Source organism: Streptomyces sp. NPDC051677, assembly GCF_044453465.1.
Classification (GTDB): domain Bacteria; phylum Actinomycetota; class Actinomycetes; order Streptomycetales; family Streptomycetaceae; genus Streptomyces.
In genome coordinates this window covers 218,429-241,440 of sequence record NZ_JBITCT010000009.1, presented here as the reverse complement: position 1 = coordinate 241,440, position 23,012 = coordinate 218,429, and the positions used below count along the sequence as shown (strand labels likewise).

Annotated in this window: 25 protein-coding genes and 1 pseudogene; 13 read left to right on the top strand and 13 right to left on the bottom strand. The window is 71.9% G+C overall.

Annotated elements, in window-relative coordinates; all coding sequences use genetic code 11:
- Nucleotides 1-63: 63 nt before the first annotated feature.
- Together ACIBAF_RS13705 and ACIBAF_RS13700 are read right to left on the bottom strand one after the other, a co-directional pair.
- Entirely contained in the window at nucleotides 64-657 is a 594-nt protein-coding gene (locus ACIBAF_RS13705; RefSeq protein WP_399463353.1) for an exonuclease, read from the bottom strand.
- Between the two features lie 77 nt (nucleotides 658-734).
- A complete protein-coding gene (locus tag ACIBAF_RS13700) occupies nucleotides 735-1,517 on the bottom strand; it encodes a helix-turn-helix domain-containing protein (RefSeq protein ID WP_399463352.1) in 783 nt (260 codons plus the stop codon).
- Nucleotides 1,518-1,613: 96 nt separating this feature from the next.
- Between ACIBAF_RS13700 and ACIBAF_RS13695 the strand changes: the two genes are divergently transcribed.
- The gene (locus ACIBAF_RS13695; RefSeq protein ID WP_399463351.1) at nucleotides 1,614-2,468 is read left to right on the top strand and encodes an NAD(P)H-binding protein; all 855 of its coding nucleotides are present in this window, start codon (nucleotides 1,614-1,616) and stop codon (nucleotides 2,466-2,468) included.
- Between the two features lie 183 nt (nucleotides 2,469-2,651).
- Here the strand turns inward: ACIBAF_RS13695 and ACIBAF_RS13690 are convergent, their stop codons facing one another.
- The 4 genes from ACIBAF_RS13690 to ACIBAF_RS13675 form a co-directional block, all read right to left on the bottom strand.
- Nucleotides 2,652-3,074 carry an acyl-CoA thioesterase gene (locus tag ACIBAF_RS13690; RefSeq protein ID WP_399463350.1) on the bottom strand — a complete coding sequence of 141 codons (423 nt, stop codon included), beginning with the start codon at nucleotides 3,072-3,074 and terminating at the stop codon, nucleotides 2,652-2,654.
- A gap of 110 nt (nucleotides 3,075-3,184) precedes the next feature.
- Nucleotides 3,185-3,850, bottom strand: coding sequence for a hypothetical protein (locus ACIBAF_RS13685; protein WP_399463349.1), 666 nt, complete (start codon nucleotides 3,848-3,850; stop codon nucleotides 3,185-3,187).
- Nucleotides 3,851-3,897: 47 nt separating this feature from the next.
- On the bottom strand, nucleotides 3,898-4,497 hold the full coding sequence (locus ACIBAF_RS13680; protein WP_399463348.1) for a histidine phosphatase family protein: 600 nt from the start codon (nucleotides 4,495-4,497) through the stop codon (nucleotides 3,898-3,900).
- Nucleotides 4,498-4,588: 91 nt separating this feature from the next.
- Complete coding sequence (locus ACIBAF_RS13675; protein ID WP_399463347.1) at nucleotides 4,589-5,797, bottom strand: pyridoxal phosphate-dependent aminotransferase; 1,209 nt, start codon at nucleotides 5,795-5,797, stop codon at nucleotides 4,589-4,591.
- An 87-nt stretch (nucleotides 5,798-5,884) separates the two neighbouring features.
- Here ACIBAF_RS13675 and ACIBAF_RS13670 point away from each other — a divergent pair, with 87 nt between their 5' ends.
- A complete protein-coding gene (locus ACIBAF_RS13670) occupies nucleotides 5,885-6,571 on the top strand; it encodes a winged helix-turn-helix transcriptional regulator (RefSeq protein ID WP_399463346.1) in 687 nt (228 codons plus the stop codon).
- Between the two features lie 75 nt (nucleotides 6,572-6,646).
- On the opposite strand, the gene ACIBAF_RS13665 is transcribed toward ACIBAF_RS13670, so the two are convergent.
- From ACIBAF_RS13665 to ACIBAF_RS13655, 3 genes are read right to left on the bottom strand one after another with little or no spacing between them, the layout of a single operon-like run.
- A complete protein-coding gene (locus ACIBAF_RS13665) occupies nucleotides 6,647-7,474 on the bottom strand; it encodes a hypothetical protein (protein ID WP_399463345.1) in 828 nt (275 codons plus the stop codon).
- Nucleotides 7,474-8,736 carry a VWA domain-containing protein gene (locus ACIBAF_RS13660; RefSeq protein ID WP_399463344.1) on the bottom strand — a complete coding sequence of 421 codons (1,263 nt, stop codon included), beginning with the start codon at nucleotides 8,734-8,736 and terminating at the stop codon, nucleotides 7,474-7,476. The genes ACIBAF_RS13665 and ACIBAF_RS13660 overlap by 1 nt, the downstream gene beginning before the upstream one ends.
- 58 nt (nucleotides 8,737-8,794) lie before the next feature.
- Nucleotides 8,795-10,321: an IucA/IucC family protein gene (locus ACIBAF_RS13655; RefSeq protein ID WP_399463343.1), complete on the bottom strand. Its 1,527-nt coding sequence runs from the start codon at nucleotides 10,319-10,321 to the stop codon at nucleotides 8,795-8,797.
- Nucleotides 10,322-10,442: 121 nt separating this feature from the next.
- Here ACIBAF_RS13655 and ACIBAF_RS13650 point away from each other — a divergent pair, with 121 nt between their 5' ends.
- From ACIBAF_RS13650 to ACIBAF_RS13620, 7 genes and pseudogenes are all read left to right on the top strand, one after another.
- Nucleotides 10,443-12,086 carry an IucA/IucC family protein gene (locus ACIBAF_RS13650; protein ID WP_399463342.1) on the top strand — a complete coding sequence of 548 codons (1,644 nt, stop codon included), beginning with the start codon at nucleotides 10,443-10,445 and terminating at the stop codon, nucleotides 12,084-12,086.
- A 405-nt stretch (nucleotides 12,087-12,491) separates the two neighbouring features.
- Nucleotides 12,492-12,812, top strand: a pseudogene (locus ACIBAF_RS13645) (hemerythrin domain-containing protein); the annotation flags it as partial.
- Between the two features lie 91 nt (nucleotides 12,813-12,903).
- A complete protein-coding gene (locus ACIBAF_RS13640; RefSeq protein ID WP_399463341.1) occupies nucleotides 12,904-13,098 on the top strand; it encodes a hypothetical protein in 195 nt (64 codons plus the stop codon).
- 92 nt (nucleotides 13,099-13,190) lie between these two features.
- Nucleotides 13,191-13,535, top strand: a complete 345-nt coding sequence (locus ACIBAF_RS13635; RefSeq protein WP_399463340.1) for a DUF2199 domain-containing protein — start codon at nucleotides 13,191-13,193, stop codon at nucleotides 13,533-13,535.
- Nucleotides 13,469-13,726, top strand: a complete 258-nt coding sequence (locus ACIBAF_RS13630) for a tyrosine-type recombinase/integrase (protein WP_399463339.1) — start codon at nucleotides 13,469-13,471, stop codon at nucleotides 13,724-13,726. The genes ACIBAF_RS13635 and ACIBAF_RS13630 overlap by 67 nt, the downstream gene beginning before the upstream one ends.
- A gap of 79 nt (nucleotides 13,727-13,805) precedes the next feature.
- Complete coding sequence (locus tag ACIBAF_RS13625) at nucleotides 13,806-14,720, top strand: HipA family kinase (RefSeq protein WP_399463338.1); 915 nt, start codon at nucleotides 13,806-13,808, stop codon at nucleotides 14,718-14,720.
- Complete coding sequence (locus tag ACIBAF_RS13620) at nucleotides 14,717-14,995, top strand: SelT/SelW/SelH family protein (protein ID WP_399463337.1); 279 nt, start codon at nucleotides 14,717-14,719, stop codon at nucleotides 14,993-14,995. The genes ACIBAF_RS13625 and ACIBAF_RS13620 overlap by 4 nt, the downstream gene beginning before the upstream one ends.
- Nucleotides 14,996-15,017: 22 nt before the next feature.
- On the opposite strand, the gene aceB is transcribed toward ACIBAF_RS13620, so the two are convergent.
- Both aceB and ACIBAF_RS13610 read right to left on the bottom strand, forming a co-directional pair.
- Complete coding sequence (aceB, locus tag ACIBAF_RS13615; RefSeq protein ID WP_399463336.1) at nucleotides 15,018-16,652, bottom strand: malate synthase A; 1,635 nt, start codon at nucleotides 16,650-16,652, stop codon at nucleotides 15,018-15,020.
- Between the two features lie 183 nt (nucleotides 16,653-16,835).
- Nucleotides 16,836-17,447: an NTP transferase domain-containing protein gene (locus tag ACIBAF_RS13610; protein WP_399463335.1), complete on the bottom strand. Its 612-nt coding sequence runs from the start codon at nucleotides 17,445-17,447 to the stop codon at nucleotides 16,836-16,838.
- A gap of 206 nt (nucleotides 17,448-17,653) precedes the next feature.
- Between ACIBAF_RS13610 and ACIBAF_RS13605 the strand changes: the two genes are divergently transcribed.
- Nucleotides 17,654-17,941, top strand: coding sequence for a DUF5955 family protein (locus ACIBAF_RS13605; RefSeq protein ID WP_399463379.1), 288 nt, complete (start codon nucleotides 17,654-17,656; stop codon nucleotides 17,939-17,941).
- A gap of 11 nt (nucleotides 17,942-17,952) precedes the next feature.
- Here the strand turns inward: ACIBAF_RS13605 and ACIBAF_RS13600 are convergent, their stop codons facing one another.
- Both ACIBAF_RS13600 and ACIBAF_RS13595 read right to left on the bottom strand, forming a co-directional pair.
- The gene (locus tag ACIBAF_RS13600; protein WP_399463334.1) at nucleotides 17,953-18,261 is read right to left on the bottom strand and encodes an antibiotic biosynthesis monooxygenase family protein; all 309 of its coding nucleotides are present in this window, start codon (nucleotides 18,259-18,261) and stop codon (nucleotides 17,953-17,955) included.
- A gap of 79 nt (nucleotides 18,262-18,340) precedes the next feature.
- The gene (locus tag ACIBAF_RS13595; RefSeq protein ID WP_399463333.1) at nucleotides 18,341-19,138 is read right to left on the bottom strand and encodes an IclR family transcriptional regulator; all 798 of its coding nucleotides are present in this window, start codon (nucleotides 19,136-19,138) and stop codon (nucleotides 18,341-18,343) included.
- A 257-nt stretch (nucleotides 19,139-19,395) separates the two neighbouring features.
- Here ACIBAF_RS13595 and allB point away from each other — a divergent pair, with 257 nt between their 5' ends.
- From allB to ACIBAF_RS13580, 3 genes are all read left to right on the top strand, one after another.
- Nucleotides 19,396-20,733, top strand: a complete 1,338-nt coding sequence (gene allB / locus ACIBAF_RS13590) for an allantoinase AllB (protein ID WP_399463332.1) — start codon at nucleotides 19,396-19,398, stop codon at nucleotides 20,731-20,733.
- Between the two features lie 80 nt (nucleotides 20,734-20,813).
- Entirely contained in the window at nucleotides 20,814-21,929 is a 1,116-nt protein-coding gene (gene alc, locus ACIBAF_RS13585; RefSeq protein WP_399463331.1) for an allantoicase, read from the top strand.
- Nucleotides 21,930-21,988: 59 nt separating this feature from the next.
- On the top strand, nucleotides 21,989-22,999 hold the full coding sequence (locus ACIBAF_RS13580; RefSeq protein ID WP_399463330.1) for a hypothetical protein: 1,011 nt from the start codon (nucleotides 21,989-21,991) through the stop codon (nucleotides 22,997-22,999).
- The last annotated feature ends 13 nt before the right edge of the window (nucleotides 23,000-23,012 follow it).

The window sequence follows — 23,012 nt, the reverse complement described above, 5'->3', positions numbered from 1 at the left end:
CCGGCCGTGACCGGGGCGCGTGTGAACGCGCGCGCCCCGGAACCGGTCCCCGCGACGGGGACGCTACGCGGGCCCCGGCCACCTCATGAGGTTGGCGAACAACGCGGCCTGCTCGACGGCGTCGTCCAGCGCATGGTGCGTGTGCGGGCGGTCCGGCAGCAGGTCCGCCGGCATTGTCCGCTTCGCGACCGACCGCAGCGGCACCCCCGCCTTCGCGGCGTACAGCGTCTTCATGTCGAGGCAGCCGGAGTGCCCGAAGGGGCTCTCGCCGGTGAAGCGGATCAGGTACCAGTACAGGAACATCCAGTCGAACGAGGCCGGGTAGCCGCACATCACCGGCTGTGCGTCGCCGCTCACCTCGCGCACCCAACGGGTGAACTGGGCCATCGCCAGGGCGGGGTCGAGTCCTTCCGCGGCCAGGCGCTCCCGGTCGAGTCCGCTCACGGCCAGCGCCTCCGGGACGAACTCGCCGCTGATCGGCCGCAGTTCACGGTAGAAGGTCTGCCGGGAGGGGTCGGCCGCGGTGAACCCGTCGGCGTCCTGCCGGCCCGCGACCGCCGCGCCGAGGCTCAGCAGCGAGTACGGGCCCGGGATCGGCCCGTCGGCTTCGACGTCGACGGAGACGTAGAGACTTGGTTTCACGCGCCGTGCGGTCATGGGACCGGATCATCGCAGGTCCGCGCGGCTTTCCGCACCCGTATTCAGCCCTGCCAGGACGCTTGAGGGTACGCCTGTCAGGACGCCTGGCAGGGCGTGGCCCGGGGCAGTCGGCCGGTGAAGAACGCCCGCGGCGGGACGCCCATCAGGGTGCGGAAGTCGGCCGTCATGTGCGACTGGTCGTAGTAGCCGGTGGCGGCGGCGAGTTCGGCCCACGGGGCCAAGGCCGCGTGCGTGAGGACGTGGCGTACGCGGTCGATACGGGCGTAGTGCTTGGGGGAGACCCCGACGCCGTCGGCGAACAGGTTGCGCAACTGGCGCTCGCTGACGGCGAGTTCACGGGCCACCTCGTGCACGGCGGCGGGGGTGCGGTCCGGGCGGGTCGACAGGGCGTCGACGGCGGCCCGTAGCAGGCGTGCACGCGCGCTTTCCGTGGGCTGCGGCAGCAGGTCGGCCAGGCGGGCGGTGATCTCTTCCGGTTCCGCACCGGTCAGTTCGTGGGCCAGACGGCCGGCCGCCGGGGACGGCAGGTCGCCGGCCGGCACCGCCCGCCCCACGAGGTCCACCGCCCGCACCCCGAGCAACGGGCCCACCGCCCCCGGCGCCAGCCGCAGTTGCACGCACGACACCAGACGTCTGTCAGGATCCACGTGATAGGTGGCCCGCGTACGCGGACCGACGACCAGCGTGTCGGGCCGGCCGTTCTCCTCGACGCGGACGACGACCTTGGTCGCCGTGTCCGGTACGTGTGTGAAGGCGTCCTGCGGAGCGCGGTCGACGACGACGTCACCGATGCCGGCGATCCAGGGACGCAACGCGGACGGGACGGGCAGGGGCTGCGCGGCAAGGGCGTTCGTCACCCCTCCACCGTATGCGCGCGGACGCGGCGGGCGGGCTGTCGAAGCGTGCCGGTATTTCCTAGAGCGGGGCGGGCGCCGGCCGCCACCGTGGTGGCCATGATCCTAGTGACCGGTGCCACGGGCACCATCGGCGGCGAACTCGTACGACACCTCGCGGCACGCGGTGAGAAGGTGCGCGCCCTCACCCGCGATCCCGCGAACGCACGGATGCCGGCGGGCGTCGAGGTGGTGCGCGGGGACTACGGCGAACCCGCCTCCCTGGAAGCCGCGATGTCCGGGGTGACGGCCGCCTTCCTGGTGGGCCTGCCCGGTCCGTCCGTGCAGCACGACGAGGCCCTGGCAGCGGCGGCAGCGGCGGTCGGCGTGCGCCGGCTGGTCAAGCTCTCCGCGATCGGCACCGGCGATCCCGAGGTGGGGCCCACCGGTGAGTGGCATGTCGAGGGCGAGCGGGCGGTCCGCGAGAGCGGCGCCCAGTGGGTCGTCCTGCGGCCCTCCTCGTTCGCCTCGAACACGCTGAGCTGGGCGCGGCCCCTGAGGGCCGGTGAACCGGTGCCGAACATGAGCGGTGACGGCGCCCAAGGGGTCGTCGATCCGCGCGACGTCGCCGAGGCGGCCGCCGTCGCCCTCCTCGACGAGCGCTGGGCGGACCGGACGTACACCCTGACCGGGCCCGAGACGATCAGCGTGCCCGGCCAGGCCGCGGTCCTCGCCGATCTCCTGGGGCGCCCGGTGCCGACCCGCGACCTCGCCGTCGACGAGGTCCGCGCGTACGTTCTGAACTGGTGGCAGGACGAGGCCGTCGCCGACGGCGTCGCGGTGAGTTCCGCGTACGTCCGCCGGGGCGGCAACGCCGTCGTCACCGAGGACGTGCCGCAGCTCCTGGGGCGTCCGGCACGGACGTACCGGGAGTGGGCGCTCGACCACCGGGAGGCGTTCGGGGTGCGGCCCTAGGGCCTGTCCGGCGGATCAAGTCGGAGGAAAGCAGCGGTGCTTCATCAGCGCACGTGAGCGGGGCTTGGTGCGTCTGAATGCAAGGCGGAGGAGGGCGTCGACGCGGAGCGTCGGCAACCGACGACAACGCCGCAGGCAGGCGTGCCAAGCCCCGCGTCTCCGGCATGATCCGCCGGACAGGCCCTAAAGGTCGAACAGGCCCGGATCCTTGGCCAGTTCCTTGAAGCAGTCGTGCGGGTTCGCGATCATCCGGCGCTTCTCCAGGTCCAACAGGCCGCCGACCGACGTGAGTTCGGCGGCGACCGTGCCGTCGGCCTTGCGGATGGTTTGCTCGATCCGGAACGTCTTCCCGGTGCCCCATGCGAAGGCACAGGTGACGTCGATCTCCTCCCCGGCGAGGAGTTCACGCTTGTACCGGATGGTCGTCTCCAGGCCGACCGGGCCCACGCCCCTGCCCAGCAGGTCGGCCTGGCTGATGCCCGCGGTCTGCAGCAGGGACCAGCGGGCGTGTTCCGCGTAGTTGATGTACACGCTCTGGTTCACATGGCCCTGCACGTCCGTCTCGTAACCGCGGACGGTGATCCGGACGGAAAACGGCTCGCTCACTGCTTCCCCTTCTCGTCGACGAGCATCGGATGAGCTTCGAAGAGCTTCGAGGAGTTTCGAGGAGTTTCGAAGAGCCTTCGATGCACCGGGCATCGATCTTGGCATGTCCCTCACATTCGGCGGGGGGAAGCCAGCAGATAGCGCGCTCTCGTCCGGGGATCGGTGTGCTCCCCGACCTGCCAGCCCGCTTTCTCCAGTGTGGCCGCACAGGCCCGCAGCGTCGCGTCGTCCGGCCCGTGCACGGCCACCGCCTCCGGCTGCGGGGTCGCCCGCACCCGGTAGCCGTCCGTGCCCGCCGGCCCGGCGGGGCGGTGACCCGCCGCCTCCAGGGCGAGCGCGGCGGCCCGCACGAGATGCGTGCGCTCCCAGCCGCAGGGCCGGTCCATGCCCCCGTCCGGGTTGGTCATCCGGCGCAGCTCCAGCAGCCCCTGCCAGGCGCTGTGCACTTCACGGGTCCGGGCGGCCCCGTCCTCCCCGACGCCTTCCTCGCCGCCGACGCGCGCGGCGAACACCCCTGTGGCACCGCCGGGAGCAGCGGTACCGCCGCTACCGGGGGCGTCCCCATCCCGCCGCTCGGTCGGCGGTTCGGGTACGGCTTCCCGTATCCGATGGCCCGCCGGAGTCAGAAAGTGATCGTGCGGCGGCCGCGGGTGCCGGAACGCGAGCCCGTGCCTCACCAGGGCCGCGAGCTGCGCCTCCGTACCCCGCAACCGCCCGGTGACCGGTTCGGCGGCGTCGATCACACGCCGCTGTGCGGCGGTCGGCGGTCGGGTCACGGCGTGCTCCCTTCGAGTGCTGCCCCTCAGCAGGGCTTCCTCGAAGGCTACGGCCCGGGTCTGACATTCCAGCCGGCGATCACCGGCCGCCCGTGCTCCGTGCCGAGCCGGCACAGCGTCCCCGTGGCCAGCTGGAACAGCGCCCCCGCCGACGCGGGCAGTCCGAGCCGACGGGCGGTCAGCACCCGCAGGAAGTGCCCGTGCGCCACCAGCACCACGCAGCCCTCGGCGTCGGCGTGCGCCGCGTCGATCTTGGCCAGCATCCGGTCGGCCCGCTCACCGACCTGCTCGGGCGTCTCCCCGGGATGGTCGGGCGGTCCGGGCGCGACGCCGTCCGTGAACAGGAACCAGCCCGGTCGCGTGCGCTGGATCTCGACCGTCGTGACGCCTTCGTAGCCGCCGTAGTCCCACTCGTGCAGGTCCGCGTCGACCCGAACGTCGTGCAGCCCGATCAGCTCCGCCGTCTCCCGCGCCCGCTGCAGGGGGCTGACGAACGCGGCCCCGATCCGGTGCGAGCGGATCAGCGGAACGAGCCGCCGCGCCTGAGCCCGCCCGTTCTCGGTGAGCGGGACGTCCGTCGATCCGGTGTGCCGTCCGGAGCGCGACCAGGAGGTCTCCCCGTGCCGGACGAGAAACAGGTCGCCCACGTGCGCCCTTCCTGCCGTGCCTGAACAGCACGGTGTCACAGGGCGCCGGCGGGCGCAGTCCGGCACACGCGGTCCGGCGCGCGCCGGGGCCCTACTGCCGGTACCCGCTCAGGAAGCGTCCGATCCGGCCGATCGCCGCCTCCAGGTCGTCCGCGTACGGCAGGGTCAGGATGCGGAAGTGGTCGGGGGCAGGCCAGTTGAAGCCCGTGCCCTGGACCACCTGGATCTTCTCCCTCAGCAGCAGGTCCAGGACGAACTTCTCGTCGTCGTGGATCTTGTGCACCTTGGGGTCGAGGCGCGGGAAGGCGTACAGCGAGCCCTGCGGCTTCACACACGACACACCGGGGATCTCGTTGAGCTTCTCCCAGGCCACGGTGCGCTGTTCGTACAGCCTGCCGCCCGGGGCGGTCAGGTCGTCGATGGACTGCCGGCCGCCGAGCGCGGCCTGGATGGCGTACTGGGCGGGCGCGTTGGCGCACAGACGCATGGAGGCCAGCATGGTCAGGCCCTCCAGGTAGTTCTTCGCGTGCTGCTTCGGGCCGGTGATCACCAGCCACCCCGAGCGGAACCCGGCTACCCGATACGTCTTCGACAGCCCGCAGAACGTCAGGACGACCAGGTCGGGAGCGAGCGCGGCGACCGAGTGGTGCACGGCGTCGTCGTACAGGATCTGGTCGTAGATCTCGTCGGCGAAGACCATCAGGCCGTGCCGGCGGGCGAGGTCGAGAATGCCCTCGATGATCTCCTTGGGGTAGACCGCGCCGGTGGGGTTGTTCGGATTGATGATCACAACCGCTTTCGTACGGTCCGTGATCTTCGACGCCATGTCGTCCAGGTCGGGGTACCAGTCGGCCTGCTCGTCGCACAGGTAGTGGACCGCCTTGCCGCCCGCCAGCGTGGTGACCGCCGTCCAGAGGGGGAAGTCGGGGGCCGGGATGAGGATCTCGTCGCCGTCCTCGACCAGCGCCTGTACGGCCATCGAGATCAGCTCGGAGATGCCGTTGCCGAGGAAGACGTCGTCGACGCCGACCGCCAGGCCCCGGTCCTGGTAGCGCTGGGCCACGGCGCGGCGGGCGGAGAGGACGCCGCGCGAGTCCGTGTAGCCGTGCGCCTGCGGGAGCATCCGGATCATGTCCTGGAGGATCTCCTCCGGCGCCTCGAAACCGAAGAGCGCGGGGTTGCCGGTGTTCAGGCGCAGGACGCTGTGGCCCGCCGCCTCCAGCGCGTCGGCCTGCTCGATCACCGGGCCGCGGATCTCGTAACAGACCTCGCTCAACTTGTTCGACTGCCGGAACTCCATGCGCGCTCGCCCCTCCGGTTCGTTGTGTTGCTTGGTTTTACCAAGTTCCAGCTTGGAAAGTCCAACGACATGTCTAGACTGCGTGCCATGTCACCTCGCCGAAGCTACGACCAGTACTGTTCCGCCGCCCGCGCGCTCGACACCGTCGGCGACCGCTGGACTCTGCTGATCGTCCGGGAGCTGCTCGCCGGCCCGCGCCGCTACACGGACCTGCACGCCGATCTGCCGGGCGTGAGCACGGACGTGCTCGCCTCGCGGCTGAAGGACATGGAGCGGGACGGGCTGACCACCCGCCGCCGGCTGCCTCCGCCGGGCGCGGCCTACGTGTACGAACTCACCGCGCGGGGGCGGGAGTTGCTGCCCGTGCTTCAGGCGCTGGGGAAGTGGGGCGAAGGCGAACTCGGCGAGCGGCGCCCCACCGACGCCCTGCGTGCGCACTGGTTCGCGCTGTCCCTGCTCCGCGGGCTGCAGGGCGAGGGGCTCGACGGTGCGGGACTCGGCAGCGGAGGAGTCGGCAGTGGAGGAGTCGGCAGTGCGGGGCTCGTCGAAGTCCGGTTGGAAGAGGGGGAGTTCCATCTGTTCGTCGGCGCTGAGAGCGGGCCGGTGTACGGCTTCGGCGCCGCACCCGGGGAGCCCGACGCGCGGCTCGTCCTCGACACGGGCACCTGCACGGCGGTCGCCCAGGGGGAGTTGACCGTGGTCGACGCGGTGCGGGCCGGGCGGATCGACGTGACCGGTGACGGCACTCTGGCCAAGGCGCTGCGGGAGGCCTGAGGGCGCGCACGCAGGACGGGAGTCTGCACAGCAGAAGGCCCACCGCTGTGCCGCGGCGGGCCTTCTGATGACACGTCAGGCGGTCGGTGGTACGTTCCGCGGTCGTCCCGAGCCGCGCGTCAGCGTGTAGCCGCCGATGCCGGCGAGGGCGGCCAGGATCGCGCCGATCGCGGTCCACACCCAGCGGTCGGACCACCAGCCGGACGCCCAGCCGTCATCCGGCTCGATGCTCGACAGAACCGCCGTGGCGGACGAATCGTCCTTCTTCTCCTCGGACTTCACGGCAATGCCCGGAACCAGCGGCTTCGCCAGCGAACCGTCGACGGCTGCGGCTCCACCGATGTCCTTGGAGTCCACCCGCAGTTCCGCGTTGACCGGCAGGCCCAGGTCGCCCGCCTTCAGGTCGAGCGCCGTCAAGCGGACGTAGTACGTGCCCGGCAGCGGGTCGTTCGCCCACGGCTCCGCCCAGGCGCGGACCGTGCGCAGCACGCAGGCCAGCTCGACGGAGGTCGCGGCGGCCGCGGCGGTGCGCGTCTGGGCGCCGTACTGGCAGGCCTGGCGGCGCCGCAGGCCGTCGTACACGTCTACCTGCCAGGTCTGCGCGGTGTGCGTCTGAGGCAGCTTCACCGTCGCCTTCACGGTGGGGCGTTGACCCGAGTCCGCCGGGAACGACCAGTACAGGTAGTCGCCCGCGGAGCCGCTCGCCGTCGCCGTCTGCCCCTGGTCGATCTCCGTCGCCGTACGGAACGACGTGCCCGCCTCGGTGGGCGCGGAGCTGTCGCCGGACGGGCTCGCCGACGGGGTGGAGTCGGCCGCGGCCGACGTCACCGCAGGGCCGAGCGTCAGACCGAGCGCCAGCCCGAGCGCGGGCAAGGTGTTGCTCAACACGCGTGTGATTCGCATCAGTTGGTCCTCCAGACCGCGACCCGCCAGCGTGACAGCCAGCCCCACAGCACACCCGCGAGGAAGCCGACCAGCACCAGGACGCCCAGCAGCCACCAGCCGCGGCCGAGGCCGAAGGAGGCGACGTCGCTCGCCTGCGACGGGCTGTCGACCACGTCCACGGTCAGCTCCAGCGGCATGCCCGGCGTGGTCTTCACGCCGGCCGCGGCCGAGTAGGAGTTGGTCACCTGCACGCACACCGTCTCGGCGGGCGCCTCGTCCTCGTCGCTCTCCGCCTTCGGGTAGCGCAGACCGGTCGAGATGACGTCGGTACGGCCGTTGCCGGACGCCTCGCCGCGCACGATCTCCCGGCCGTGCACCGTGACCGCCCGCAGCAGCACCCCGTAGTCGGGGTTCATGGCCCGGTCCGCCGACACGCTCACCGAGGCGCGCAGCTCCTGGCCCGGCTCGACGTCGACCCTGTACCAGCGCTCCTGGCCGAACTCCTCGCGGTCGGTGTACAGACCGGACTTCAGCGTGGGCGCCTTGGTGCAGGAGGCCGCGCCCGTGGCGGCCACCGGCGTCACCACGGGATCGGCGGCCCGGTCGACCAACTGGTTGACGCGGTCGGTGAGTTCCTCGGTGTGCTCCACCGAGGTGTAGGTGCCGCCGGTCGCCTCGGCGATGCAGCTGAGCTGCTGGCGCATCTTGACGTTGGGCACCAGGCCGAGGGTGTCGATGGTCAGGCCGATGCCCTTGGCCGCGATCTCACGGGCCACCACGCACGGGTCGAGCGGAGCGCAGGTGTCCTCGCCGTCGCTGATCAGCACGATGCGCTTGGAGCCGGTGCCGCCGTCGAGATCGTCGGCCGCCTTCAGCAGGGCGGGGCCGATCGGCGTCCAGCCGGTCGGCGACAGGGTCGCCACCGCCGTCTTCGCCTCGGTGCGGTCCAGCGGGCCGACCGGGTAGAGCTGTGCGGTGTCCTTGCAGCCCGTCTTCTGGTCGTCGCCCGGGTAGTTGGCGCCGAGGGTGCGGATGCCCAGGAGAACGTTCTCCGGGGTCGCGTCCAGCACCTCGTTGAACGCCTGCTTGGCCGCGGCCATCCGCGTCCCGCCGTCCATGTCCTTCGTCCGCATCGAGCCGCTGACGTCGAGGACCAGGTCGACCTTGGGCGCGAGGGCGGTGGTCTCGTCGGCTACCGCCCCGGCCGGGAACGCGATCCCGGCCGCGAGCAGGGCGAGCAGGGCGCCGACGCCCGCCGCCAGCCGTTGTGTTCTGATCATCGGCGGATCTTATTGATCAGAGGCGTCCCGCCACAAAACGGCGGTCTCGGAAACGTGGTCAGTCCGCGTCCGGTCCCAGCGGGTTGGGCACCAGCGCCCACTGGTCGCCGGGCACCCCTGGCGACAGCCGCATCAGGGTCAGCGCCTTCGTCGGAAGCGGTTTCTCCAGCAGTGCCGCGAGGTCGGGGGTGCGTGGCAGGTCGCCTACGGCCGACTCCAGGGCCGTCCGCAGGGTCTGGCGGCTGCCGGCCGTCGCCGCGAGCGCGCCTGCCACCAGGGAGCCGAACAGCTTGCGTCGCAGCGCCGTGACGTCGTCCGTGCGGATCCGGGCGGGCAGGTCGTCCGGCAGCGGGACGCCGTGTCGGGCCAGCCGTGCCGGGCTGACCCGGATGTCGGCGAGGTCCCGGTAGACCAGCCGCAACGGGGTGCCCGAAGCGGACAGCACGACCAGCAGGTTCTGTCCGTGCGCCTCCAACGCCACACCCAGCTCCAGCAGGCGCAGCCCGACGGTGAGTGCGAGCCGCGCGAACTCCGCCAACCACACGGGGGAACCGGGCAGTTCGGTTCCGGCGAGGGCTCCCACCGGGACGACGTGCTCGCCCAACGCCCCGTACACGCGCGGTGACTCGCGCAACACGGCCGCCAGGTCGGGGGAGTCGGCGGTGGCCGCGCCCAGCGTGCGGGTCATGTGCAGCAGGCCGTCCGTGCGCGGCGTCAGGCTCTCCGCGAACCCCGACAGGGCCGCGGAGGCGGCGACGGAGCCGACGGAGATGTCCCGCACCGAGGACGTCAGCCGAGTGCTCAGCGCGGTCTTGACGTGCGGGCCGCCCGGCAGTGCGAGGGTGCGCAGCGCCATCAGCGGATGCGCGACGACCTCTTCCTCGCAGGATCGTTTGAGCACATGCGCCGCCTGCCACGGATGCACCGGGATCAGCAGCCGGCCCCCGTCCCGCAGCCGCTTCGGCCACTCACCCGACACCAGGCACTCACCGGCCGGCGCCGGCAGCAGACCCAGCCGCACCGACGGCCGGTGCTCGGGCCCGTACGCCAGCTGCTCGGCGACCGAGAACCCGGGCCGCGCACGGCAGTTGGGGTGGTACGGGTGCCCGTCGACGACCCGCTGCTCCCACTCCCAGTCGTGCACCGGCCACTCCCGTGGGTCCTTCGACAGGGCGTCGTCGGGCTCCTGCCCGGCCCGTGAAAGCGCCAACGACGCGACGCTGTGGCCGAGTTCGGCGGCGAAGGCCCCGCCGTGCGGCACCGCCAGCGCCGTCATCAGCCGCGCGGGATCCTCGTACGCCATCCCGCCCAGCCGCACCTCGGTCACATACGCGGCGGTCGCGTACGGGTCGGCGCGCGGGCCGACCAGACGGCGGCCGTCGCGCAACCGCAGCACGCTCTGCGCCCGCGACTCCTCCCGGTGCGCGATCCAGGGCAGCGGCTCGTGGACGAGGGCCCGCCACAGCCGGGTCAGCACGGCCGCCCGCGCCCCGGGCAGCGCGGCCGAGTACCGGGGGCCGAGAGAGGGGCGTACGGCGGCCAGTTCCGCGGCGAGCTCGGCCTCGACGGTGGGGGGACGGTGCACGGCAGGGCTCCTGGGGTACGGGCTGGGGGTACGGGTACGACGTCACGGAGGGCCGTGACGACAGCGATACTGATCGTCTCCGCCCAGAAGAACCGTAGGGAACAGGGAACCAGTGGATCGCGTGGACCTCATACCTCCGCCCGCCGAAGCCGAGGCGCCCGCCGACGGCGTCGCCGAGCGCGCTGACGCGTACGCGGCCGCGCCGCTGCTCAACTGTCTGCTGCGGGAGATCGCGCAACCGTCGCCTGAGCCGCTGCCCGAAGCGCCGTCCGAACCGCTCCCCGAACCGCTGGAATCGCCGCCGGTCCTGCCGGTCCTGCCGGTCCTGCCGGTCCTGCCGGGTTCGCCGGTAGGCGACGGCCGGCTCGTGTACCGGCTGCCCGGTGACCGTCTGCTGCGGGTGCGCGGTGCGCGGCGGCCCGCCGACCCCGAGGTGTACGCGGCGGGCGCCTGGCACCGCCTCGGCCACCCCGAGCTCGTCAAACTGGTCGGCGACGTACTGCGCCGGCACACGGGGCTGCCCAACCACGAGCTGCCCGCCGAGATGATCGACAGCAGGGACGCGGTGGCCGCGCTGCTCGCCGCACGCGCGCGTGCCACCCCGCCGGACTCCCGCTACCTGCGCTCCGAGCAGGCCCTGATCACCGGCCACCCCCACCATCCCGCCCCCAAGGCGCGCGGTGGCGGCCCGCACGCCGGCTGGCTGCCGTACGCCCCCGAGGCGCACGCCCGGTTCCCGCTGGTCCTGCTGGGCCTGCGCGAGGACCTGGTCGTCGAGGAGGGCGACACCTCCGCGCTGGACGCCCTCGGCGAGGCGCCGTCCGGCTACCGGCTGCTGCCCGCTCACCCCTGGCAGCTCGACCTGGCCGGCGCGCTACTCGCGCCCGCCTTCGCCGACGGCCGCCTGCTGCGGCTCGGCTCGACCGACTTCGAAGCCTGGCCGACGGCCGCCGTACGCACCCTGTACGCGCCCGAGCGGGACCTGTGCCTGAAGTTCAGCCTCGACGTCCGCATCACGAACGACATCCGCCGGCTGTGGCGCCACGACCTGCTGAAACTGCGCCGCACCGACGCGGCGGCGGCCCAGGCCTTCGGGGCGCTCGCCGCTGCCGACGACGGGCGGGCGGCCCGCCCACCGGCCGCCTGGCTGAGCGACCGCGGCTACCGCACCGCCGCGTTCGCCTTCGAGGCGCTCGCCGTCCTGGTCCGCGACGGCCTGGACGACCACCTGCTGCCCAGCGCCACCCCCCTGCTCGCCGCGGGCCTCGTGGAGGGCTTCGACGGCAGCCCCCTGGCCGCCACGGCGGACCCGGCGGCCTGGTGGGAGGCCTACCTGGCCGTCGTCGTCCCCCCGGCGCTCCAGGTCTTCGCCGACCACGGCGTCGTCCTGGAGGCGCATCTGCAGAACACCCTGGTCGCCGTAGACGCCGACGGCACCCCCGTGCAGGCCCTGTTCCGGGACGCCGAGGGCGTGAAACTGCTGCCGGACGTGGAGCGGGCGGCCGGCTGGGAGCGGCTGGTGTACTGCCTGGTCGTGAACCACCTCTGGGAGGTAGCCGCGGCCCTCGCCGAACACCACCCCGGCCTCGACCCCTGGCCCGCGGTGCGCCGTGAGCTGGCCCGCCACGACCTCCCCGAGGCCGCCGCCCTGCTCACCGCGCCCACCCTGCCCGGCAAGACGAACCTGCTGCTGCGCTGGACGGGCGCGGACGGGGCGGACGCCCGCTACCTGCCCCTGCCCAATCCCCTCGCCGCGACCCGCTGACCCCGACGACGACCGGAGGCGTACGAGAGGCTCAGCGCGTGCGTTCCACGATCACGGCATCGTCGTCCGGCCGCCGGTGACGCGGTTCTTCGACAAACTGATCGGGGTGTTGACGGGCGGTGCGCCAGGTGCCGTCCGGGGCCGGCACTCGGCGGCGCGGTTCGCTCGGCCGTCCGGGTGGTGGCATGCCGTGGCCGTGAGGCCTTGGCGTTCGAGGGGGACGTATGGCCTCTGAGCGCTGGTCCATGTGTCCGTCGCGAGGAGCGGCCGGACGCTTGTCGGCGGGAGCGGGTGCATGCGGATCTCGTCGCCCATCCCTGTGCACACGGGCCCGTCGGTTCTCACCTGCGCCGAGCCGTGCGCCCAGTGCCACCGAATGCTGTGCACCGAGAGGAGTGCCCCGTCATGGGACATGAAGGAAACGTCATCCAGGAGCTCATGGCCGATCACCGCGAGGTCGAAGGGCTTTTCGAGCAGATCGGAAGGCCGACGGCGGACGCCGACACGCGCCGTGCCCTCGCCGACCAGTTGACGATGGAGCTGGTCCGGCACTCGGTGGCCGAGGAGCAGCACCTGTACCCGTCGGTCCGCCGGTACGTCGACGATGGTGACGATCTCGCCGACAAGGAGATCGCCGACCACGGCGAGGTCGAGCGACTGCTGAAGGAGCTGGAGGACTGTCAGCCCGATGACGCCCGGTTCGACATGCTCGTCGGCCGGCTGAAGTCGTCTCGGCCCACGTGCCCTGCTGACCCTCTGGCCTGACCTGACCCCGGACCTCGGCGCGGTCCTCGCCGCGCTGCCCGAGGAGGGATCCGTGGAGCTCGTCTGGGAGACGCAAGACGGGATGATCAGCTACGCGATCGTCGACGACACCGAGTATCAGGAGCTCGCCACCCAAGTGGCTGATGCGCGAGCGGCTTGCGTCCTGCCTCTGTCCCTCGACGAACGCCACCCGCTGCTCTGCGCTGTCCTGCCGGACAGGGACGGCGTGCTGCGCGCCCGATGGTGACCCGGTTCGCGCGCGCCGTGCGGGACAGCTGGTGCTGTGCATTGAAAACTGCCCTACGAACGTGCTGCGGGACTCAGCACCTTGAGCTGCCGATGAGTTACACAGCCGAGGCCCCGGCCGTGTGGGACCCAACCTTCGCCGGCGCCGACGACTGCCTGCTCTCATCGGACCAGTGCCTGGTCCGCGGACAGCACGACTTCGTCAAGGGCCTGATCGAGATACCGGTCATCGACGAGCTGAAGCGTCACGTCGAAGCGTTCCCGCCGGTGGAGGTGGAGCTCCCCTGGGGGAGGCCGGAGGTGGACGGGCAGCGGAGGAAGTTCTCCCTTCTGCTCAGCACACGATTCGGCAACGCCGTGGCGGTGAACACGTGGAACACCACGTGCTGCGACACACCTATGCCTCGATCATGCTGGAGGCCGGGGAGTCTGTGGTGACGTTGGCGCGACGGCTCGGGCACTCGTCCCCGGCTGTCACGCTTGGTTACTATGCTCACTTCATGCCGGAAGGCCGGAAGGCCGGAAGCCGGAAGCCGGAAGCAGGGGGCGGCACCGCCGTTGATGGTCTGCTGGGGAGAGAGGGAGACATGGATGCCGGTCAGAACTCCCCGGATTCTCCCCAGGGCTGATCGGGGAGGTTTCGCCAGGGTGAGCCGCCTTGGAGCTGGCCGTGGAATGTAAGGTGAATGGTCCGGGAGGCCTTGGAAGATGCTGAGAGAGGTCACTGCCGCCCGTTATGTCGAGCCTCTCCGCTCCGGCGGCTCCGTCCCCGGTGTCGTCGAGGCCGATGACCTGGGGACGTACGTCGTGAAGTTCACCGGCTCCGCGCAGGGCCGTAAGGCGCTGGTCGCCGAGGTGATCGTCGGCGAGCTGGCCCGCGCGCTCGGGCTGCGGTTCCCCGAGCTGGTGCTGGTGCACTTCGACCCGGCGATCGCCGACGGCGAGCCCCACCAGGAGGTGCGCGAACTCCACGGCGCGAGCGCGGGCCTCAACCTGGGCATGGATTACCTGCCGGGCGCGCGGGACTTCACCCCGGAGGTCGCCAAGACCTTCCCCGTGGACCCGCTGGAGGCCGGCAGGATCGTCTGGCTCGACGCCCTCACGGTGAACGTGGACCGCACGGTCCACAGCTCCAACCTCATGGTCTGGCCGACCTTCGGCACCGCGCCCGCGCGCCTGTGGCTGATCGACCACGGCGCGGCCCTCGTCTTCCACCACCGCTGGGACGCGACGACGCCCGAGAAGCCCTACGACTTCCGTCACCACGCCCTCGGCCACTACGCGCCCGATGTGCGGGCGGCCGACGCGGAGTTGGCGCCCCGGGTGACGCGCGACCTCCTGCGGGAGATCACGGCCGTCGTCCCGGACGCCTGGCTGGCCGGCGAGGAGGGCTTCGCCACCCCGGACGACATTCGGACGGCGTACGTGGACTACCTCCACGCGCGCGTGGAGGCCTCCGCGGCCTGGCTGCCCACCGACTTCCCCACCCGGGAGGAGCTCGCCGCCGAGGAGGCCCAGCGCGCGGCGAGGACCCAGCAGGGCCGCCCGAACTGGCTCAAGCGGGTTCCCGACCTGCACGGAAAACCGGCGGCGGAACAGGATTGGTCGGTGCATCTCGGATGACGCAGAACGTGCAGATCGAGTACTGCACCCAGTGCCGCTGGCTGCCCCGCGCGGCATGGCTGGCGCAGGAGCTGCTGACGACCTTCGAGTCGGAGCTCACCGAGCTGTCCCTGAAGCCCGGCAAGGGCGGCGTCTTCATCGTCCGCGTGGGCGACGAGGTGGTCTGGGACCGCCGCGAACAGGGCTTCCCGGAGCCCACGGCGGTGAAGCGGCTCGTACGCGACCGAGTGGCCCCGGGAAAGTCCCTGGGCCACTCGGACCAGCCTGCTTCGTGAGGCTGCGCCCTTCGGCCGGGTCTCAGCCCCTGAGCCGTTCGTACGCCGGCAGCGTCAGGAAGTCCGCGTAGTCCTCGTCGAGGGCGACCTCCAGGAGCAGGTCGTGGGCCTGCTGCCAGTGGCCGGCGGCGAAGGCCTCCTCGCCGAGTTCGGCGCGGATGTTCGCCAGTTCCTCGGCGGCGACCTCGCGGGCCAGCTCCGGGGTCGCCTGCACGGTGTTCCCGGCGTGCTCGAACTCGACGCCCGCGTTGATCCACTGCCAGATCTGCGAGCGGGAGATCTCGGCGGTGGCCGCATCCTCCATGAGGTTGAAGATGGCGACCGCGCCGAGGCCGCGCAGCCACGCCTCGATGTAACGGATGCCGACCTGCACGGCGTTGACGAGACCCTGGTACGTCGGCCGGGCCTCCAGGGAGTCGATCGCGATCAGGTCGGCGGCCTCGACGCGGACGTCCTCGCGCAGGCGGTCCTTCTGGTTCGGACGGTCGCCGAGGACCTTGTCGAAGGACTCCATGGCGATCGGGACCAGGTCGGGGTGGGCGACCCAGGAGCCGTCGAAGCCGTCGCCGGCCTCGCGGTCCTTGTCCGCGCGGACCTTCTCGAAGGCGACCTTGTTGACGTCCGCGTCCCGCCGGGACGGGATGAACGCGGCCATGCCGCCGATCGCGTGCGCGCCGCGCTTGTGGCAGGTGCGGACGAGGAGTTCGGTGTACGCGCGCATGAACGGGGCCGTCATCGTCACCGCGTTGCGGTCCGGGAGGACGAACTTCGCTCCGCCGTCACGGAAGTTCTTCACGATGGAGAACAGGTAGTCCCAGCGGCCGGCGTTCAACCCCGAGGCGTGGTCGCGGAGTTCGTAGAGGATCTCCTCCATCTCGTACGCGGCTGTGATCGTCTCGATGAGCACGGTGGCGCGGACGGTGCCCTGCGGGATGCCGACGTAGTCCTGCGCGAAGACGAACACGTCGTTCCACAGGCGTGCTTCGAGATGCGACTCCGTCTTCGGGAGGTAGAAGTACGGGCCCTTGCCGAGGTCGAGCAGGCGCTGGGCGTTGTGGAAGAAGTACAGGCCGAAGTCGACGAAGGCGCCCGGGACCTGGCTGCCGTCCGCGTCCACCAGGTGACGTTCGTTCAGGTGCCAGCCGCGCGGGCGCATGACGACCGTCGCCAGCTCCTCGGCGGCCTTGAGGGCGTACGACTTGCCGGAGGCGGCGTCGGTGAAGTCGATGTTCCGGGTGTACGCGTCGGCCAGGTTGATCTGACCGAGGACGACGTTCTCCCAGGTCGGCGCGGATGCGTCCTCGAAGTCGGCGAGCCAGATCCGCGCGCCCGAGTTGAGGGCGTTGATGGTCATCTTGCGGTCGGTGGGGCCGGTGATCTCGACCCGGCGGTCGTCCAGGGCCGCGGGGGAGGGGGCCACCCGCCAGGAGTCGTCCGCGCGGATCGCCGCGGTCTCGGGGAGGAAGTCGAGGCTGGAGGTGCGGGCGATCTCGGCACGGCGCTCCGCACGCCGGGCGAGGAGTTCGTCACGGCGTGGCGTGAACCGCCGGTGCAGCTCGGCCACGAAGGCGAGCGCCGCCTCGGTGAGGACCTCCTCCTGCCGCGGCAGGGGCTCGGCGTCGACGATGGCCAGCGGGGACGGCGCTGGTGCGGACATGAGCGGTCACTTCCTTCAGCGGTGGCATCGGGTGCCAGTCGAACCGGGTACGGCGAGCGGGGTCCCGGACGAGCCGGGTCCTTCTGAAAAGTGGATACTAGTTTCCTCATCGTGGAAGTTCAATGGTTTGTTGATGTCGAGATTCTTCGGGTCGAGGCACGGTGGCGCCCGGTGCCAGGTCCCTCACTCAAGGTGGGCGAGATCCTGGGGGGTGTCGATGTCGAAGGGCCGGGCCACGTCCCCGCACTCGACGAGCGTGATCGCCTCCTCGTGTTCCCTCAGATAGGCGCGCGCCCCCCGGTCGCCGGTCGCAGTCGCCGCGATGCCCGCCCAGTGGGCTGCCCCGAACAGGACGGGGTGGCCGCGTACGCCGTCGTAGGCGGCGGAGACGAGGGAGGAGTCGTCCTCGTATGCGGCGAGTACCCGGGCCGCCGCCTGAGGCCCGATGCCGGGCTGGTCGACGAGTGAGACGAGCGCCGCACCCGCCCCGGTCCCGGCGAGCGAGTCGAGCCCGGCTCGCAGTGACGTGCCCATGCCCTGCTCCCACTCCGGGTTCTCCACCAGCACGCACCCGTCCAGCCGCGCCCGCTCCCGGACGGCGTCGGCGGCGGCCCCGAGGACCACGTGCACGCGCGTGCAGCCCGCCGCACGCAGCACCCCCACCGCATGTTCGACCAGCGGCCGCCCCCGGTGTTCGAGCAGCGCCTTGGGCCGCCCGCCGAGCCGCCGGCCCCCGCCCGCGGCCAGCAGCAGGCCGACCACCTGGTCCCGGGCCCGGTCTTCCTTTTGCGTCATGCGTCCTGCATACCTGACGCGGTGTCGACCACACGGTTTCCGGGGGCTGAATTTCCGTCCGCGCAGTGGCGCACCCGGCATCGGGTGGCGTTTACTGACCCGCGCGTCCTCCGACGCCCGACCAGCGCCCCGGGGGGTGCGGGGTGGGAACACGCGAGAGTGTGCCAGGGGGGAGAGCTGTGTTGCGGAGCTTGGGGCAGAGAGCAGTGACCGGCAGCGACGAGGATCCGAGGGTGGCGGAACTGCGGACCGCGGTGTCCCGGCTGCGCCGCGAACTCGCCGCGCACCCGGCCGAGTTCCCCGACCGGGTCATCGCCGAGGACGAACTCGCCGCACTGGCCGCGATGGCGACCCACGGCATCCCGGAAGTCCCCCGGTTACGCCGTTCCCTGCTCCTCGTCGCCGGCGCGATCGGCTCGGTGAGCGCGCTGGCCCGCGGCCTGTCGGACGTGCGCGACGCCGTGGAGCTGTTCGGGCAGACGCCCCGCCGCTGAGCCGCGGCCGCTCAGATCTCGACGACCAGCTCGTAGCCGCTGCTCTGCATGTCCTCGCACAGGGCGTAGGCGGCGTCGAAGCGCTCCTTGAACCCGGGCGAGCCCTGCCAGGCACGCATCGAGTCGAGGTCCTGCCAGGCGGCGAAGGACACGAAGGAGTTCGGGTCCTTGAGGTCCCGGATCAGGCGCGCTCCGAGGAACCCCTGGTTCTCCTTGCCCGTCCAGGCGAGGAAATCCCGCCAGCGCTCGATGAACTCATCGGCTCGCCCCGCTGTGACCTGCCACTTTCCCGAGGACCAGTGCTTGTTCTCCTGCAGCATGATGGACACCTCGCTCCGCTGCCGTCCTCCTGCTTCCAGGCTAGGCCTCAGGCGTCCATGGTGCTGGGGTGCGGTCGGGCTAGGCGGCCGGTCCCGAGTTCGTCAGCGCCTCCGACAGCTCCGCCGCCACCTGCTGCAGCACCGGCACGATCTTCTCCGTGGCCGACTCCGTGACGCGGCCCGCCGGGCCGGAGATGGAGATGGCCGCGGCGGTGGGGGAGTCCGGCACGGACACCGCCAGGCAGCGGACGCCGATCTCCTGCTCGTTGTCGTCGACCGCGTATCCGGCCCGGCGTACGTCCCCCAGGGCGGCCAGGAAGCCCTCCGGCGTGGTGATCGTCTTCTCCGTGGCGGCGGGCATGCCGGTGCGGGCGAGCAGGGCGCGCACCTCGGCGTCCGGGAAGCCCGCCAGCAGTGCCTTGCCGACGCCCGTGGAGTGCGGCAGGACCCGACGGCCGACCTCGGTGAACATCCGCATCGAGTGCTTGGACGGCACCTGCGCCACGTACACGATCTCGTCGCCGTCGAGCAGCGCCATGTTCGCCGTCTCGCCGGTCTCCTCGACCAGGCGGGCCAGGTAGGGGCGGGCCCAGGTGCCCAGCAGCCGGGAGGCGGACTCGCCGAGCCGGATCAGGCGCGGGCCCAGCGCATAGCGGCGGTTGGTCTGCTGACGGACGTATCCGCAGGCCACCAGGGTGCGCATCAGGCGGTGGATGGTCGGCAGGGGCAGTCCGCTGCTCGCCGAGAGCTCGCTCAGGCCCACCTCACCGCCCGCGTCCGCCATCCGTTCCAGCAGATCGAAGGCGCGCTCGAGGGACTGGACCCCTCCGCCGGCGGACTTGGCGGAGTCGGTGGTGCTGGCGCTGGACGTCGGCACGGCGCGTTCCTTTCGAAACAGGCGGGAAGGGCTGAAGCCTACCCGGCGGTCGGTTGACTCCTCGCTTGTGCGTAGCTACGTTCTGCTTGACGGAATGCTAATTCCGCTTTGTGGAAACGTCCAGAGTGGCGGCAGTGGGTGCACTGTGGAGAAGTGTGCTCTTGACGGCGTGAAGGCGGGAGTGAAGACTCCTTCAACAGAACGTTGAATTTCGTTACGCGGAAGTTTCCGGAGAACGCGAACAGAGAGGGGTCCGGGTGCCCGACGCCGAACTGGTGCTGCGCTCGACACGCGTCATCACTCCCGAAGGGACGCGGTCCGCCGCGGTCGCCGTCGCGGGCGGCGAGATCACCGCCGTCCTGCCCTACGACGCCCCCGTCCCCGAGGGCGCCCGGCTGGAGGACTTCGGGGACGACGTCCTGCTCCCCGGCCTGGTCGACACGCACGTGCACGTCAACGACCCCGGCCGCACCCACTGGGAGGGCTTCTGGACCGCCACGCGCGCGGCGGCGGCCGGCGGCGTCACCACCCTCGTCGACATGCCCCTCAACTCCCTCCCGCCGACCACCACCGTGGAGCACCTGCGCGTCAAGCAGGAGGTCGCAGCCGACAAGGCGCACATCGACGTCGGATTCTGGGGCGGCGCCCTGCCCGACAACCTCAAGGACCTGCGCCCGCTGCACGACCGTGGCGTCTTCGGCTTCAAGGCCTTCCTCTCCCCGTCGGGCGTGGACGAGTTCCCGCACCTCGACCAGGACGCGCTCGCCCGGTCGCTCGCCGAGATCGCCGCCTTCGACGGCCTGCTGATCGTGCACGCCGAGGACCCGCACCACCTGGACGCCGCCCCGCAGCAGGGCGGCCCCAAGTACGCGGACTTCCTCGCCAGCCGCCCGCGCGACGCCGAGGACACGGCCATCGCGCACCTCGTCGCGCAGGCCAAGCGCCTGCACGCGCGCGTGCACGTCCTGCACCTGTCCTCGTCCGACGCGCTGCCGCTGATCGCCGCCGCCAAGGCCGACGGCGTCCGCATCACGGTCGAGACCTGCCCGCACTACCTGACGCTCACCGCCGAGGAAGTCCCCGACGGCGCCAGCGAGTTCAAGTGCTGCCCGCCGATCCGCGAGTCCGCCAACCAGGACCTGCTGTGGCAGGCCCTCGCGGACGGCGTCATCGACTGCGTCGTCACCGACCACTCCCCGTCCACGGCCGACCTGAAGACCGACGACTTCGCGACCGCATGGGGCGGCATCTCGGGCCTGCAGCTCAGCCTGGCGGCCGTCTGGACCGAGGCCCGCAGGCGCGGCCACGGCCTGGAGGACGTCGTGCGGTGGATGTCCGCGCGCACCGCCGCCCTCGTCGGCCTGACCCGCAAGGGCGCCATCGAGGTGGGCCGCGACGCCGACTTCGCCGTCCTCGCCCCCGACGAGACCTTCACCGTCGACCCGGCGAACCTCCAGCACCGCAACCGCGTCACGGCGTACGCCGGCCGGACCCTGTACGGCGTCGTCAGGTCGACCTGGCTGCGCGGCGAACGGATCGTCGCAGACGGCGAGTTCACCGAACCGAAGGGCCGACTGCTCACCCGCACCCCCTGAGCCGAAGGCGTGCCCGCCCCGCACCCCCGACGCCACCCGCACCCGCACCGGCCGACTCCCGAAAGGCAGACCTGATCACCGTGACGGCGATAGAGAGCTTCACCGGCGACGCGAACCCCTACGGCGGCGGCGACCCGTACGCGGACTACCGCACCGCCGACTTCCCCTTCACCCACCACGCCGACCTCGCCGACCGCCGGCTCGGCGCCTCGGTGATCGCCGCCAACGACGAGTTCTTCGCCCAGCGGGAGAACCTGCTGATCCCCGAGCCCGCGGAGTTCGACCCGGAGCGCTTCGGACACAAGGGCAAGATCATGGACGGCTGGGAGACCCGCCGCCGCCGCGGCGCCTCGGCCGAGCACCCCTGGCCGACCGCCGAGGACCACGACTGGGCGCTGGTCCGCCTCGGCGCGCCCGGCGTGATCCGCGGCATCGTCGTCGACACCGCCCACTTCCGCGGCAACTACCCGCAGGCGGTGTCGGTCGAGGGCGCCTCGGCGCCGGGCTCGCCGTCCCCCGAGGAGCTCCTCGGCGACGACGTGAAGTGGACGACCCTGGTCCCGCGCACCCCGGTCGGCGGCCATGCGGCGAACGGTTTCTCCGTGTCGGTGGAGCAGCGCTTCACGCATCTGCGGGTCAACCAGCACCCCGACGGCGGCATCGCCCGCCTGCGCGTGTACGGCGAGGTGATCCCGGACCCGGAGTGGCTGGCGGTGCTCGGCGCCTTCGACGTCGTCGCCCTGGAGAACGGCGGCCGGGCCGAGGACGCCTCGAACCGCTTCTACGCCCCGGCCTCCAACACCATCCAGCCCGGCCGCTCCCGCAAGATGGACGACGGCTGGGAGACCCGCCGCCGACGCGACCGGGGCAACGACTGGATCCGCTACCGCCTGGCGGCCCAGGCGCAGATCCGCGCCCTGGAGATCGACACCGCGTACCTGAAGGGCAACAGCGCGGGCTGGGCGACGGTGTCGGTCAAGGACGGCGAGGACGGCGAGTGGACGGAGATCCTCCCGCGCACCCGCCTCCAGCCCGACACCAACCACCGCTTCGTCCTGCCGGCGCCGGCCGTCGGCACGCACGCGCGCGTGGACATCTACCCCGACGGCGGCATCTCCCGCCTGCGCCTGTTCGGCTCGCTCACGGAGGCGGGCACGGCGGCGCTGCGGGCCCGCCACCAGGAACTGGGCGGCTGAACCGGCCTCCGCTACGGTGAACACCCCGTCGGGAAACGGGGTGTTCACGGGGAGGCACGATGGCGGTCCTGCTCTACTACCCGTTGGTGAAGCCACCGACGGAGGTGCTGCACCAGGCGCTGCTGTACTGGGACGGCATCGCCACGGTCGTGCCCCGCGACCCCGAGGTGTACGAGGCCGCCGTCTCCGCCGAGCTGACGGAGCTACGGGACCGCGCGCTGTACACGCCGTTGGTCTTCGGCCGGGGCGCGATGGAGCGGCTGGACGACCCGTACCACGGCATGGTCTCCCTCGGCTCCCTCACCTCCCAGGTGCTGCTCTGGGAACTGCACCGCCTGGCCGAGAGCCCGGACCGGCCGCGGCTCCCCGTACCGCCCGACACCTTCATCTACGGCTCGAAACTGAGCCGCTGGCTGGAGGAGGAGCTGCTGCGCCTCGGCCTGGCCGAGCGCTGCGACCGCGGGTACTGGAGCCTGGCCGTGCCGCAGCGGGTCCAGCAGCTCATCGTCGGCGTCATGGCGCGCGAACTGGCCCACGCCGGACAACTCGCGTACGTCCCGTACACCGACCGCGCGGAGGCCGCGGCCGCGTGCCTGGCCGCCCCCGACGAGCACCGGCTGCCCGCCTACCAGGCGGACCTCGGCGGCCTCCTGCCGGTTCCCGCGCCCGGCACCCCCACCGCCGACGTCCTCGCCTTCCGCGACCGGTACGGCGACGAACGGGAGCGGCTGATGCGGGCCCTGCACCGGATGCTCGGCGACCTCCGTCGCGACTACGCCCACCCGGCCGACGTCCTGGCCCAGCTGCGACGCGAGATCGACGAGTCCGTCGCGGACTACCGCGCGGCCGCCAGGAGCAGCCGGATGGCCTGGGTGGAACGGTCCGTGATGGTGACCGTGGGCCTCACGGCCGCCGCCGGCGAGGTGGTCCGGCCTGGCCTCGGCTGGGTCCTCGGGGCGGTCGGCGGCATCGCGCTGAACGTGGCCACCCGTGAGATCCGCCCTCTGGCCCGAGCCCGCGAGGACCACGACTTCAGCTATCTGCACCGCGTCCGGGAGGCCCTGGCCTGACGGCCAGGCACTC